The sequence below is a fragment of the Mycobacterium kyogaense genome, from assembly GCF_036946525.1.
GTDB lineage: Bacteria > Actinomycetota > Actinomycetes > Mycobacteriales > Mycobacteriaceae > Mycobacterium > Mycobacterium kyogaense_A.
The window spans coordinates 89,886-103,680 of record NZ_JAQIIY010000026.1; the positions used below are offsets into that span (position 1 = coordinate 89,886).

General features: G+C 68.4%; 12 protein-coding genes. 5 read left to right on the plus strand and 7 right to left on the minus strand.

Going from position 1 to position 13,795, the window contains the following annotated elements:
• Positions 1–31: 31 nt before the first annotated feature.
• On the minus strand, positions 32–457 hold the full coding sequence (locus PGN37_RS21445; RefSeq protein ID WP_335333028.1) for a hypothetical protein: 426 nt from the start codon (positions 455–457) through the stop codon (positions 32–34).
• A 33-nt stretch (positions 458–490) separates the two neighbouring features.
• Between PGN37_RS21445 and PGN37_RS21450 the strand changes: the two genes are divergently transcribed.
• Positions 491–679, plus strand: a complete 189-nt coding sequence (locus PGN37_RS21450; protein ID WP_335333015.1) for a hypothetical protein — start codon at positions 491–493, stop codon at positions 677–679.
• A gap of 4 nt (positions 680–683) precedes the next feature.
• On the opposite strand, the gene PGN37_RS21455 is transcribed toward PGN37_RS21450, so the two are convergent.
• Positions 684–1,622, minus strand: coding sequence for a DUF808 domain-containing protein (locus PGN37_RS21455; RefSeq protein WP_335333016.1), 939 nt, complete (start codon positions 1,620–1,622; stop codon positions 684–686).
• 179 nt (positions 1,623–1,801) lie between these two features.
• Between PGN37_RS21455 and PGN37_RS21460 the strand changes: the two genes are divergently transcribed.
• From PGN37_RS21460 to PGN37_RS21470, 3 genes are all read left to right on the plus strand, one after another.
• On the plus strand, positions 1,802–2,770 hold the full coding sequence (locus PGN37_RS21460) for a hypothetical protein (protein ID WP_335333017.1): 969 nt from the start codon (positions 1,802–1,804) through the stop codon (positions 2,768–2,770).
• A 66-nt stretch (positions 2,771–2,836) separates the two neighbouring features.
• Positions 2,837–3,307, plus strand: coding sequence for a hypothetical protein (locus PGN37_RS21465; protein ID WP_335333018.1), 471 nt, complete (start codon positions 2,837–2,839; stop codon positions 3,305–3,307).
• A gap of 8 nt (positions 3,308–3,315) precedes the next feature.
• On the plus strand, positions 3,316–3,999 hold the full coding sequence (locus PGN37_RS21470) for an HAD family hydrolase (RefSeq protein ID WP_335333019.1): 684 nt from the start codon (positions 3,316–3,318) through the stop codon (positions 3,997–3,999).
• Here the strand turns inward: PGN37_RS21470 and PGN37_RS21475 are convergent.
• Entirely contained in the window at positions 3,989–6,811 is a 2,823-nt protein-coding gene (locus PGN37_RS21475; RefSeq protein ID WP_335333020.1) for an MMPL/RND family transporter, read from the minus strand. The genes PGN37_RS21470 and PGN37_RS21475 overlap by 11 nt on opposite strands.
• Before the next feature lie 253 nt (positions 6,812–7,064).
• On the opposite strand from PGN37_RS21475, the gene PGN37_RS21480 reads away from it, so the two are divergent.
• Positions 7,065–8,030, plus strand: coding sequence for a DNA polymerase domain-containing protein (locus PGN37_RS21480; RefSeq protein ID WP_442932983.1), 966 nt, complete (start codon positions 7,065–7,067; stop codon positions 8,028–8,030).
• An 18-nt stretch (positions 8,031–8,048) separates the two neighbouring features.
• On the opposite strand, the gene PGN37_RS21485 is transcribed toward PGN37_RS21480, so the two are convergent.
• The 4 genes from PGN37_RS21485 to PGN37_RS21500 all read right to left on the minus strand — a co-directional run bounded on the left by PGN37_RS21485 (position 8,049) and on the right by PGN37_RS21500 (position 13,599).
• Positions 8,049–8,366 carry an STAS domain-containing protein gene (locus tag PGN37_RS21485; protein ID WP_335333021.1) on the minus strand — a complete coding sequence of 106 codons (318 nt, stop codon included), beginning with the start codon at positions 8,364–8,366 and terminating at the stop codon, positions 8,049–8,051.
• Entirely contained in the window at positions 8,366–11,638 is a 3,273-nt protein-coding gene (locus PGN37_RS21490) for a SpoIIE family protein phosphatase (protein WP_442932987.1), read from the minus strand. Before PGN37_RS21490 ends, PGN37_RS21485 begins: the two co-directional genes overlap by 1 nt.
• 854 nt (positions 11,639–12,492) lie before the next feature.
• A complete protein-coding gene (locus PGN37_RS21495) occupies positions 12,493–12,858 on the minus strand; it encodes an STAS domain-containing protein (RefSeq protein ID WP_335333023.1) in 366 nt (121 codons plus the stop codon).
• A 42-nt stretch (positions 12,859–12,900) separates the two neighbouring features.
• Entirely contained in the window at positions 12,901–13,599 is a 699-nt protein-coding gene (locus tag PGN37_RS21500) for a PAS and ANTAR domain-containing protein (protein WP_335333024.1), read from the minus strand.
• Between the last annotated feature and the right edge of the window lie 196 nt (positions 13,600–13,795).

The window sequence follows — 13,795 nt, forward strand, 5'->3', positions numbered from 1 at the left end:
CCACCGGCGGGGCAGCCTCACACCCGGGTGATCAACCCGCCAGCAGCGCCACTCCCCCGATCGCCAACGCGATCACCTTGACCGCCTCCAGCCCGACGTACCCGAGATGCGCGCGAGACCGCGGACCGTCCTCCCCGGCCAGCACGCGATCAGAGCGGCGGGTGAGCGCCGGGCGGACCAGCAGCACCTGAACGGCCAGCATCACGACCGCCGTCACCGCCGCGGTCAGCGCCACACCGGTCACGTGGGCGGTCAGGACGCCGGCAATCACCGCCACCGCGAGCACGACCTCGCAGGCGTTGAGGGCACGGAAGACCAAGCGGCCGATCCCGAGCCCCACGGGCAGTGTGACGCCCGGCGCGCGGAACTTCAGCGGGGCTTCGAGGAAGGAAATCGCCAGCACCATGCCCAACCAGGTGAACGTCGCCGCCACCGCGACAGCCGAACCAGCGTGCACATCGGCGAGCTTAGGAGGTGGCACGCTGAGGCGATGGACCGTGTCGCCGAACTCCAGCGCTGGGCCGATTCAGGGGCCGTCTGGGAGGTGATCGGCCGCTCCCCGGACGCCGTCACCGTGGCGCTGCTGCGTTGCGACGGGGGTGAGGAGGCGGCGCGCTTCACCAGTTCCGATCCGGAGCTGTTGGCCTATCTGGCCGACCGCGACCGCAGTGATGGGTGAGAGGTCAGGCGTGGGATTTCTTCTTGCCGAACGGTAGAACCGACACGATCCCGACGACCAGCGCACCGACGATCAGTCCGATCACCGCCGAGGCCGCGGTGTTGACCAGCCAGGCCAGCACCGCACCGACCCCACCCACGTGGTGCACGGCCTCCTCGGCGTGGTGCACCAGGGAGTAGGGGCCGTGCCAGCCGAGGGTGTCGGTGCCGACGAGCAGGATGTGCCCGCCCACCCACAGCATCGCCGCCGTTCCGACGACGGACAGGAAGCTGAGCAGCTTCGGCATGCCGGCCACCAGCCCACGCCCGATGCGCTGGACGAAGCTACTTGACCGCTGAGTGAAGTGGAGCCCGACGTCGTCCATCTTGACGATGCCGGCGACCACGCCGTAGACCGCCACCGTGATCACCACCGCGACGACGAGCAGAATGATGAGCCTCGGCCAAAACGATTCGGAGGCAACTTCGTTCAGCGCGATAACCATGATCTCGGCGGAGAGGATGAAGTCGGTGCGGATCGCGCCCGCCACCATCTGCTTCTCGGCGTCCGGCCCCTGCGCGGAGGCGGTCCCGTGGTGGCCGCCGTGGCCCAGCAGCTTGCCGAACACCTTCTCGGCGCCCTCGTAACACAGGTACGTCGCGCCGAGCATAAGGATCGGCGTGAGCAGCCAGGGCGCGAACTGACTGAGCAGGAGCGCCGCCGGCAGGATGAAGACGATCTTGTTGCGCAGCGAGCCGACGGCGATGCGCTTGATGATGGGCAGTTCGCGCTCGGCGGTGACACCATGCACGTACTGCGGCGTCACCGCCGTGTCGTCGATGACGACCCCGGCAGCCTTGGCGGTCGCTCGCCCCGCGGCTGCGCCGACATCGTCGACGGACGCGGCCGCCAGTCGGGCCAGTGCCGCGACATCGTCGAGCAGGGCGAACAGCCCCCCGCTCACCGGACGCTCCTGATCGCACCTGCGGTCATGGCGGGAAGAGTACCCCCAGCAACCAGTCAGGAGTTTCCCAGCGCCCAACGCACCGGATAAGCGCTCGCCGGTTGTCGGAGCAGCGTGCTACTTTGCGCTGAGATCGTCGGGGGGCAGCGCAATGGTTCGCCGACACAGGGGGGTGCCACATGCGCAAGGCCATCCGCCCGTGGCTGACAGTGGGGGTGGCCGCCGTCGGCGCGGGCACCATCGTCGTCGCACCATCTCCGGTATCGGACGACCAAGTGCGCGTTGAGAATTCAGCCGTGGTTCAGCATGTCACGCAGAGTCCGCTGCAGTACTACCCCGAGGTGCTGTCGCGCTCGCTGACCAACGCCGGGCGTCTCGTCGACGAGTACCTCGAGGACCCTCTGCCCGTTGTTCGGGCGATCGCCGACAACCAGCATCATGGAATCGTCGAGATACTCCGCGCCGCCGCCGAACTGGACCCCGAGGCGTTCGCTCACGCCGTCCTCGCTGCGGCCAACCAACCGGTCGCCAGCCTCGGCCGCGTGGTCGGCAGCGGCGAGCCGTTCCGCACAGCCAACAGCCTGCTGGTCAGACTGACCATGCCCGCAGCCAGTGGCGTGCTGGCCGGCGGTGCCGGCGCGGCCGAGGTCGTCGGCGCGGCGACCGATCTGGACCCTGTACGTGCCGTCGGCGCGTTGGCCAACATCCCGGCACGCACTGTTGACGGACTGCTCAACGGCCGCGTCGACGGCCAGCGCGACGAGTACTTCGGCCTGCTCGGCTCCGTCGTGGAAGCTCCTGTCACTGACCAGATCTCGGGGCCTGTCGACTATCTGATCCATTCCTTGCGCGACATGGGCGAGACGATCGCCGCCCCGCCGTCGACTGCCGACACGCTGGCCGATCCGGCCGCGGCGCCCGTCCTGGACACCCCGACATCGACGGTGCGCGAGGACGGCGACGCCGATGACGACGGCTCGGCCGCCGCGGAGGGGTCTGCCGCGGCGGAGGGCTCTAACACCGCTCCCGCGCGGGGCCGGGCGACGCACAGACGCCACGGCGCGACACCGCGCCACGCGGCGGAATCATCGGTCCCCCGCCACGCACGCGGAACCGATGCTTCAGCGGACGACGGCCCCTCGGCGTAGCGCGGGGAGTTTCGGGTCGCGGAGGCTCGGGTATCTGCGGGGCACCCTTCGACAGATTGGTGGCCCATGAAATCCCATCCGAGGACTCGACTGGCTGTGTTCGGCGGCGCGACGCTGCTCGTGTTCGCCGTCGGCTGCGGCGGCGGTGACAGCGGCGATTCGAGCAGCACCTCGTCGACCACCGAGAGCAGCACCACGAGCACCACGACACCGGCTAGCAGCACCGCGCCGTCGATGAGCACGAGCCCGGCACCCGGCGGTGCGACCGGAGGCGGCGACGCCAACGGTGGCGGCGGTTCGGTTCCCGGCGGAGCGACCGGCGGCGGCGACGCCAACGGTGGCGGCGGTTCGATCCCGGGCGGCCCGACCGGCAGCGGCGGCCCCGGCGGTGGCGGCGGCTCCATCCCAGGCGGCCCGACCGGCAGCGGCGGCCCCGGCGGTGGCGGCGGCTCCATCCCAGGTGGCCCGACCGGCAGCGGCGGCCCCGGCGGTGGCAGCGGCTGCGTGCCCGGCGTCGGCTGCGTGACAGTCCCCTGAGTTCGTCCATGGCATCGTCTCGTCCCGCCGTGTTGTTCGACGTCGACGGCACCCTAGTCGACTCAAACTACCTGCACATCTACGCCTGGATTCGCGCCTTCGATGCAGAAGGCGTGGGTGTCGAGGCGTGGCGGATCCACCGGTGCATCGGCATGGACGGCACGACGCTCGTGAAGACCCTGGCCGGTGACGACACCGGCCAGGGTCAGCTCGATGAACTCAAGAACAAGCACAGCGAGTTCTACCGGGAGAGTGCGCATCTGCTCACTCCCCTTCCCGGCGCGCGCGACCTGCTGCGGCGCATCGCCGACCTCGGCCTACAGGTGGTGCTCGCGACCTCTGCACCCGACGACGAATTGAGCACGCTGCGTGAGGTTCTCGACTGCGACGACGTGGTGTCGGAGGTGACGTCGTCCGAGGACGTCGACACGGCCAAGCCGCAACCCGACATCGTCGAGGTCGCACTGGACCGGGCCGGCGTCACCGCGGCCGAGGCGGTGTTCGTCGGCGACGCGGTCTGGGACTGTGAGGCGGCCCGCCGAGTGGACCTGACCTCGGTCGGCGTCCTGTCCGGCGGTGTGTCGAGGGGCGAACTGTCCGAGTCGGGCGCGGCTGCCGTGTTCGAGAACGCCGCTGACCTGTTGGCGCACCTCGACGCGACGCCGATCGGAAAGCTCGCCGCTAGCTCCTGAGCGCGGCCAGTCTGCGTCGTGACGCCGGGCTGGGCACGTGCTGCGGCCACCAGAACCACCGGCCGAGCATCGTGGCCATCGCCGGGGTCATGAAGGAGCGCACGATCAGGGTGTCGAACAGCAGACCCAACGCGATCGTGGTGCCGACCTGGGCCATCACCGCCAGGTCACTGAAGGCGAACGAGGCCATCGTGAACGCGAACACCAGCCCCGCCGACGTGACCACCGATCCGGTGCCCGCCATCGCGCGGATGATGCCCGTCTTCAACCCGCCTTCCTTCTCCTCTTTGAACCGTGAGACGAGCAGCAGGTTGTAGTCCGAGCCGACGGCGAGCAGCAGGATCACCGACATCGGTAGCACCATCCAGTGCAGCTCGAGACCGATGAGGTGCTGCCAGAGCAGAATCGACAGACCAAAGGACGCACCGAGGGACAGCAGCACCGTGCCGACGATCACCGCCGCGGCGATCGCGGCGCGGGTGATGATCAGCATGATGACGAAAATCAAGGTGACGGCGGCGATTCCGGCGATCAGCAGGTCGTAGTGCGAGCCGTCCTTCATGTCCTTGTACGTGGCTGCGGTGCCCGCGAGGAAGACCTTCGACCCCTCCAGCGGAGTGCCCTTGATCGCCTCCTTGGCCGCCGTCTTGATCGGGTCCACCTTGTCGAGGCCCTCGATGGTCGCCGGGTCACCCTCGTGGCTGATGATGAACCGCACCGATTTGCCGTCGGGTGAGATGAACTGCGCGATGCCGCGCTGAAAGGCCTTGTTGGTGAACACTTCCGGCGGCAGATAGAACGAATCGTCGTTGCGGGAGTCGTCGAAGGCGTCCCCCATCGCCGACGCGTTGTCCTGCTGCGCCGCCATCTGGTCCTGCATGCCCTTCTGGGACTGGTACATCGTCAGCATCATCGACTTCATCGACCGCATGGTCTCGATCTGAGAAGGCAGCAGCTCCACCAGCTGGGGCATCAGCGTGTCGAGGCGTTCCAGGTCGGGGACGATATTGGCGATGTCGTCGCTCATCGTGTTGATGCCGTCGAGGGTGTCGAACACCGAGCGGATGGCCCAGCACACGGGGATGTTGTAGCAGTGCGGTTCCCAGTAGAAGTAGCTGCGCAGCGGACGGATGAAATCGTCGAAGTTGGCGATGTTGTCCCGCAGCGTCGCGACGTCGACGGCAGTGTCTTTGGTCTTGAGCACCAACTGGTGCGTGGTGTCACGCATCTGCTGGGTGATGCCGTACATCTTCTGCATCGTGTCGATGGTCTTCTGGATCTCGTCGGCCTGGGTGAGCATGTCACCCATCCGGTCCTGCTGATACTTCTGGTTCAGCTGCATGAGCGTGCCCTGCATGCTCATCTGGAACGGAATGGTGCTGTGCTTGATCGGCTTTCCGTCGGGCCGGGTGATCGTCTGCACGCGGGCGACACCGGGCACCCGGAACAGGGCCTTGGCGATCTTGTCGATGACGAGGAAGTCCGCCGGATTGCGGAGATCGTGGTCGCTCTGCACCATCAGCAGTTCGGGATTCATCCGCGCCGTGCCGAAGTGGCGATCCGCGGCGGCGTATCCGACGTTGGCCGGGATGTCCGACGGCAGGTAATTGCGCGCGTCGTAGTTGGTCTTGTAGCCGGGAAGGGTGACCAGCCCGACGAGTGCGAGCGCCAGGGTCCCCGCCAGCACCGGCCCGGGCCAGCGCACCACCACCGTGCCGATGCGGCGCCAGCCGCGGGAGCTGATCGCGCGCTTCGGTGTGAACGCGCCGAATCGGCTCGCCACGACCACCACGGCGGGGCCGAGCGTCATCGCCGCCAGCACCGCCACCAGGGTGCCGACAGCGCACGGCACGCCGAGCGAATTGAAGTACGGCAACCGCGTGAAGCTCAGGCACGACATGGCGCCCGCGATCGTCAGACCCGAACCGAGGATGACGTGCGCGGTGCCGTTGAACATCGTGTAGAACGCCGACACCCGGTCCTGACCCGCGCCGAGTGCCTCCTGATAGCGGCCGATCGCGAAGATCGCGTAGTCGGTGCCCGCAGCGATGACCATCAGCACCAGGAGGTTGACCGCGAACGTGGACAGGCCGATGACGTTGTTGATCGCCAGGAACGACACGATTCCGCGGGCCGCGCCGAGCTCGATGAACACCATGAACAGGATCAGCAGCATCGTGACGATGGAGCGGTAGACGAGCAGCAGCATGATCGCGATGACGCCGATGGTGATCAGCGTGACGCGGAAGATGCTCCTGTCGCCGGCGTGCGCCTGGTCGGCGATCAGCGGCGCCGGCCCGGTGAGGTAGGTCGTCATGCCCGGCGGCGCGGGGGTGGAGTCGATGAGTTCGCGCACCGCGGCGACCGACTCGTTGGCCAGGGGTTCGCCCTGGTTGCCGTGCAGATTGATCTGGACGTACGCGGCTTTGCCGTCCGCGCTCTGGGCACCCGAGGCGGTCAGCGGGTCGCCCCAGAAGTCGGCGACGTGCTGGACATGGGCCTTGTCGGCCTCGAGCTTGTCGACGAGCGTGTCGTAGTAGCGGTGCGCTTCGTCGCCGAGCGGGTGGTCCCCCTCGAGAACGATCATCGCGGTGCTGTCGGAATCGAACTCCTCGAAGTTCGCCCCGATCTGCTTCATCGAGATGTATGCGGGCCCGTCCTTGGCGGCCAGACCGACGGTGCGGTCCTCTCCGACCTTCTCCAGCGACGGCAGGAGCACGTTGGTCCCGACGGTCAGCAGGATCCAGCCCAGCAGAATGGGCACGGCGAGCGCGCGGACTACCCGCGCCACTCCCGAGTGCTCACTCGCCATCGTGCATCGTCCCCATCAAGCGTGACCTCGCCCATTCCAGACCCACGTCGTGGAGCCGCCCGCGCATCACCCGGCGCGTCGAAGATACATACAACTAGCTCATCAAATCTTTCGCTGTCGATCCGGGCAGACGTTACCGGTTCGCCACCATGTCGTCGGCCCTGTGGCCGCGAACGTCACTGTTGCGTTGCTCCGTAGGCTGGCGGGGTGCCGTCGGAGCTGTGCGACTGATGTATTCGGAGCTGTGCGACTGATGTCGTCAGAGGAGCGTGCCGGGGTCGACCTCACCAACCTCGACCAGCCTCTCGACGGGGATGGCGGCGCGACCAAACGCGACCTCGTCGACTATCTGGACGCCGTCTCTGACCGGATACTGCCGGTGTTGGCCGATCGCCCAGTGACCGTCCTGCGTGTGCTGCGCGGCCGTGCCCCGTTCATGCAGAAGAACGTGCCGACCTACACCCCGGACTGGGTGCCGACCGTGCAGATGTGGGCCGAGGCGTCGCACCGCGACGTTCGCTACGCGCTCTGCAACGACCGGCGCACGCTGCTGTGGCTAGCCAACCAGCGGGCCGTCGAATACCACCCGGCGCTGGGCCTGGCCCCCGACGTCCACCGGCCGACCCATCTGATCCTCGACCTCGACCCACCGGACGGCGCGGACTTCGCAGCGGTCGTCGCGGTCGCCCGGCTCGTCCGCCGGGCCTTGCAGGACGCCGGGTTGACGGGTGCGGTGAAGACCAGCGGGTCGAGGGGTGTGCACATCTTCGTCCCGCTCGACCTGGGCGGGCTGCAGTCGCCCGGTGAGGACGTAGCCGCGGCCACCCGCGCGCTCGTGGCGCGCACAGAGGCGCTCGATCCGACGATCGCGACGACGGCGTTCATCGTCTCCGACCGCGCCGGCAAGGTGTTCGTCGACGCCACCCGATCCGGCGGGGCGACCGTCGCCGCGGCGTACAGCCCCCGGCTACGCCCCGGGACGCCGGTGTCGTTTCCGGTGGCCTGGTCCGAGCTCGACAGCGTGCACCCGACGGACTTCACGATCACCACGGCGGTGGGGCTGCTCGGTGGACGGGACCCGTGGGCCGAGGCGATGCCGGTGCCGCAACGGCTGCCCGTCGAGCTGATCGAGCACGGACGGACGATCCCGGTCGCGCGGGTGGCGGCGATGCACGAGGGCAAACGACGCGCCCGCGCCCGCCGGCAAGCCGACACCTGAACTACTGGGGTGCCTGCACTACTGCGGCGGCGCGGCCTCGACCTTCGTGACCTTGTCCAGGCCGCTGACCGTCAGGACCGACAAGAGGATCGGGTTGACGAGCACATCGATGGCGTCGGCATGGTCGAACAGGACGTTGATGGCGCCACTGTCCAGGTATTCGATCCGGGTCAGATCGACGCGCACCGGGGCGGTGACGTCGCGGCCGGTGCGCACCGCGGCGCCGAGTGCCTCGGAGAACACGGCGACATTGCTCAGGTCGAGTTCGCCGACAGCCGCCACCACGGTGGTGCCGTCGTCGCGGCGATCGGTGTGCACCTCCAACGGCGTGGCCATCACGCGATCCTCGCCTGCATGTGCACCGTGGTGCCGGTCGTCTGGGAGTCGATGGAGACATCCTGCATCAGGGCCTGCATCAGCCCGAGGCCGCGTCCCCGATGGACCGCCGGCGTCTCGGCTTGCGGTTTCCAGCTGCCGGTGTCGCGGATGGTCACCCAGAGGTGGTCGGCGTACGCGCTGGCGTGCAGGCTGACGGTCCCGCCGGGGTCGTCGCGATGCCCGTGCTCGATCGCGTTGGCCACTGCCTCGCCGACCGCGATCAGCACGTCGAGCGTCTGCTCCTGGCTGACGCCCGCGCTCCCGAGCCACGTCCGCAGAGCTGCGCGACTCGGCGCCAATTCAGCCACGTCGGCGGTGATGTCGATGTCCAGCGGCCCGGGCTGCCGGTAGAGCAGCAGCGCCACGTCGTCCTCGTAACCACTGTGGGGCGCCAGCCCGGTCATGATCACGTCGGCGAGTTCGTCCAGCGCGGTGCCGCGATGGGCACCGACCACGCCGGTGGCGCGGGCGATGCCGTCGTCGATCGATTCCCTGCGGCGCTCGACCAGGCCGTCGGTGTAGAGCAGCAGGGTGGCGCGCGGCGACATCGTGACACGCGTCTCGGGACGCGGTTGCCCGTATCGGACGGCCAGCGGTGTGGAGCGGGCGTCGTCGAGGAGTTCGGTCGTCTGGTCGGCGAGCACGAGGATGGGCGGCGGGTGCCCGGCACAGGAGTAGATCAACTCGCCGGTCCCGGGGGTGAGGACCGCGCAGAACGCCGTGGTGCACCGCGCCCCGGGCAGGCGAGCAGCGAATCGGTCGAGGGCCGACAGCGTGGCCGCCGGACTGGGATGCTCGAGGAGCAGCGCCCGGCACGCGCTGCGCAGCTGACCCATCACGGTCGCGGCCGCCAGTCCGTGCCCGACACAATCACCGACGATCAACCCGATCCGGCCGTCGTCGAGGTCGACGACGTCGTACCAGTCCCCGCCGACCTGCAGCGGCCGGGTCGCCGGTTGGTAGCGCACCGCGAACCCCGTCGAGAGGGCCGGTCCGAGGATGGCGTGCTGCAAGGCCAGCGCGGTCTCACGCTGCTGGTCGATCTGGTGGACCCGCTGCAACCCCTGACCGAGGCGGCCGGCGAGCACGGTGAGCAGGGTGTGGTCTTCAGTGGTGAACCGGCGCTGTTCGAAGAGCTCGATGTACATGACCAGGATCCCGCGGGGGTGTTGCAGGGCCACACCGGCCGACCCGGGTTCCGAGGTCACCGGGTCCAGCAGATCGCCGTCGCGCAGCGCGGTGATCGCTGTCCGGGCACCTTCGGAGAGGCCGCCCCAGCCCGCGAGAGCCTCCCCCGCACTCACGACAGTCGGTGTATCCGAACGTGATTCGGGGCCGCCCGTCGGGAACGTCACGGCGGCGACCCGACGCGCATGCCAGACTTCGCGCAGCTGTTCGGCGGCGGCGCGCACTGCGTCGCCGAGCGTATCCGCCTGTGCCAGAGCATCGCTCAGCGAGGCAAGGGCGGACTCACGCTGCACCAGGTAGTGCTCGGCGGTGACGTCGCGCATGGTGCCGACCACCACCTTGCTGCCGCTGTCGGGGTCCTCGGCGTGGGTGAACGTCGCGGTGACCCAGAGCCGGTGCCCGTCGCGGTGGGTGACGGGCACGTGATCGATGGTGCCGTGCGGTTGGTCCATCAGGCTGCCGAACGCCTCGGCGACCTCGCGGTGAGCGTCGGCGTCCGTGTCGGCCGACGGCCACCAGGGATACGTCGGTGCGTAGGGCAGACCGGAGGTGTCGAATCCGAGGATGTCGGTGAACGCGCCGTTGATCTCGATGACCGCGCCGTCCTCGTCGCACAGGAAGAACGCTTCCTGCAGCGAGTCGACCAGCGCGGTGCGCCACCGTGCGTGATGGTCACGGAGGCGGGCGAGTTCGACATTGGTGCGCACCCGGGCCAGCAGCTCGGCCGCGGCGAACGGCTTGACCATGTAGTCGTCCGCCCCGGCCTGCAGGCCGCTGATGGACGCCTCCTGCCCGGCACGGGCCGACAGCAGCAGCACCGGGACCGCTGCGGTGCGCCGGTCGGCGCGCAGCGCCGACACCAAGGCGAGCCCGTCGAGCCCCGGCATCATCACATCGCTGATCACCATGTCCGGGGGGTTGGCACGCACCGATTCCAGAGCGCGCACACCATCGGTGACCGCCTGGACGACATAGCCGTCGGACCGCAACAACCGCGTCAGATAGTCCCGCATGTCGGCGTTGTCGTCGGCGACCAGCACCCGCACCGCCGCACCGAATGACGGATCTCGCGTCGTGACCGTCCCTAAAGGCGTTGCGGCGGAATCGTTGTCGGTATCCTCACCGCCCTGCCAGCGCATCGCCTCTTCGACGAACGCATCCGCCGAGGAGCCGAGGCGGCGGACCGATTCCGCAGCGATCGCGTCGGCAGGCAGATGATCGGTACCGAACGGCAGCCGGATGTCGAAGGTGGTGCCCACTCCGTGGGTACTGGCCACATCGATGGTGCCGCCGTGCAATTCGACGAGTTCCTTGACCAACGCGAGCCCGATGCCGCTGCCCTCGTGCGACCGGGCCGCGACGTTCTCGATGCGGTGGAACCGCTCGAACAGCCGCGGAATCTCCTCGGCCGGCACCCCGGTCCCGGTGTCCGACACGGTGATCAGCGCCCGGTCGCCGTCCTGACGGACAGCGACCGAGATCGTGCCCTCGAAGGTGAACTTGAGGGCATTCGAGAGCAGGTTGAAGACGACCTTCTCCCACATGTCGGTGTCGACATAGACCTGCTCGTTGAGCGCCTCACACTCCACCGAGTACGTCAGTCCCGCCCGTTCCACAGCGGACCGGAACACGCTGGCCAGTTCCGCTGTCGCCGCAGCCAGGTCGACGGGCACATACGTTGCCTGCGCCCGGCCGGCTTCGATGCGCGAGAAGTCGAGCAGCGTGTTCACCAGCTTGGTCAGCCGTAACCCGTTGCGCCACACCACGTCGAGCTCTTCCCGCGCGGCGCTGTCGACGTCCTCGCGACGGCGCAGTTCCGCGACAGGATCCAGGATCAGGGTCAGCGGCGTGCGGAACTCATGGCTGATGTTGGAGAAGAAGGTGGTCTTCGCCCGGTCGAGTTCGGCGAGTTCCTCGGCCCTGCGCTGTTGTGCGCGGTAGCTGCGAGCCAGGCTCACGCCCGCGGCGATGTGGCCGGCCACCAGCGTGACAAATCCGCGGTATCCATCGTCGAGCGGCCGATAGCGGTTCAGTCCGGCCACCAGGAACCCGACCGGCGCGCCGCCTTGCTGCAGCAGCGGCGCGACCAACGCCTGGGTCGGCGGGTCGCGCCAATCCCCGGTGGGCATCGGCGGGAAGTCGTCGAGATCGACGACGACCGTCTCGCCGATCGCGGTCCGCGCCGCCGGCCAGATATCTCCGTCCGACGCGACGACGGCCGGCGCCGCGGGATGATCGACCCCGATTCCGCTCATACCCGCAAGGTGCGCCGTCCCGTCGGCATCGAACAGGTACGTCAGCGTGAACGGCAGGTCGCGCAGGTTGTGGCTCAACTGCCGGTCGGCGAACGCGAGGATCTCGGTCTCGGTGCGGGCGACGCTGGGATCGGAACCCAGATCGCGCAGCGTGGCCATCCGACGTTCACCGATCACCTGCACGGTGTCCTCACTGACCACACAGAGCAGACCGACCACCGTGCCGTCGTCGTCGCGCAGCGGGCTGTAGGAGAACGTGTGGTAGCTCTCCTCCGGGTAGCCGGAGCGTTCCAGGAACAGCAGCAGCGCGGCGTCCCAGGTCGCGTCGCCGGTGGACATCACGTGCTCTATGCGCGGATAGATGTCGTCCCAGATCTCCGCCCAGACCTCGCTCGCAGGCCGACCGAGCGCCCAGGGGTACTTGCGCGCCAACGTGTCTCGGCGGTACGCCTCGTTGCAGAAGAAGGTCAGCTCCGGACCCCACGCCATCCACATCGAGAACCGCGAGGACAGCAGGATGCTGACCGCGGTCTGCAGACTCTGGGCCCACCGCTCCGGCGGGCCCAACGGGGTGGCGGCCCAGTCCACCCGAGCGAGGTCCCGGCCGACCTCGCCGCCATCGGTGAACGGGCCGGGAGTCGTCACAGCGAACCGGCGTCCGTTGCCAACGCTTCCGCGACAGAGGGATAGGGCCGTAGCACGGTGTCCAGCTTGGTCACCTCGATGGGCCGGATCACCTCCGGATTGTCGGCGACCACACGAACCGCGACACCGTCGTCGCGGCCCCGCTCATAACAGCTCAGTACGGCGTTCAACCCTGCGCTGCCGAAATACGTCACCCGTGTCAGATCGATGATCAACACCCTCGCCGGAGCCGCCGCGCCGCTGGACAGACCGCCGTCGAGCGCATCGGCGAGCGCACCGACCGAGCTCGAATCGACGTCACCGCGGACGCACACCACCACAACGCCACCGTCAACACCTTCTACGACGTCCAGCTGCCCCACACACCTTCGTCTTCACCGTCACCGGCCCCACCTTCGACCACATCATCGGCGCTCGGCGTTCGAGCCGACGCGCTCGTGCACCGTGAGCATCAGATGGTCGACCTGGCGGCGCACGCCTGCGCTGTCGACCGTAACCGCACTCAGCTCGGACACCAGCTGCGCCGCCAGCGCCCGCAGCTTGGTGTTGGTCTGCTGCGACCTCCACATCAACAGCTTGAACGCCTGATCGGCGTCGACACCGTAGACGAGCATCAGTGCGCCCTTGGCCTGTTCGATCGCGGCCCGGGCTTCGAAGAGATCGGGTAACGACTCGTCGAGGGCCGCCCGTCGTTCCCTGTCGAGCGTTTCGGTCAGATCGACGTAATAGCCCTCGGTGCCGACCACTGCGCCCTCGTCGTCATAGATCCGATCGGCGATCACGATCACGTCGTGCTCGACGCCGCCGGTGTCGACGAAGCGGTGCTTGCTGTTGAACGAGCCGCCGAAGTGCAGAGCGTGATCGAGCAGTTCCTGCACGTGCCGCCGATCCTCGGGATGTTTGTGGGAGAGCAACAGTTCGGTGGTGGGCTCGATGGTGCCGGGTTCGTAGCCGTGCATCCGCGCGACCTCGGCGGACCATTCCCAGCGCTGCCCGACGAACCAGAAGCGGAATCCGCCGGCCGGCAGCTGACTCGCTGATGACCCCAACCCAGCCGACGACGGCCCGGACGGCGAGGCGGAGGCGCTGGCGGATTCCGGCATGGAGTCATTATCCCATCACCCGTCGGACTGATCGGCCTTCTACCCAGAAGTCACGGTCCGACAACACATGTGACGGCTGGATCGGCGCCGTGACCGCGGGGCGTCAGTCGCCGGCGTCCGTGCGCGAGGTGGCCGCCTGTCGCCGCGTCACCCGCGCGCGAGGACGTACAGCACCACGCCGACCGCCAACAGGATT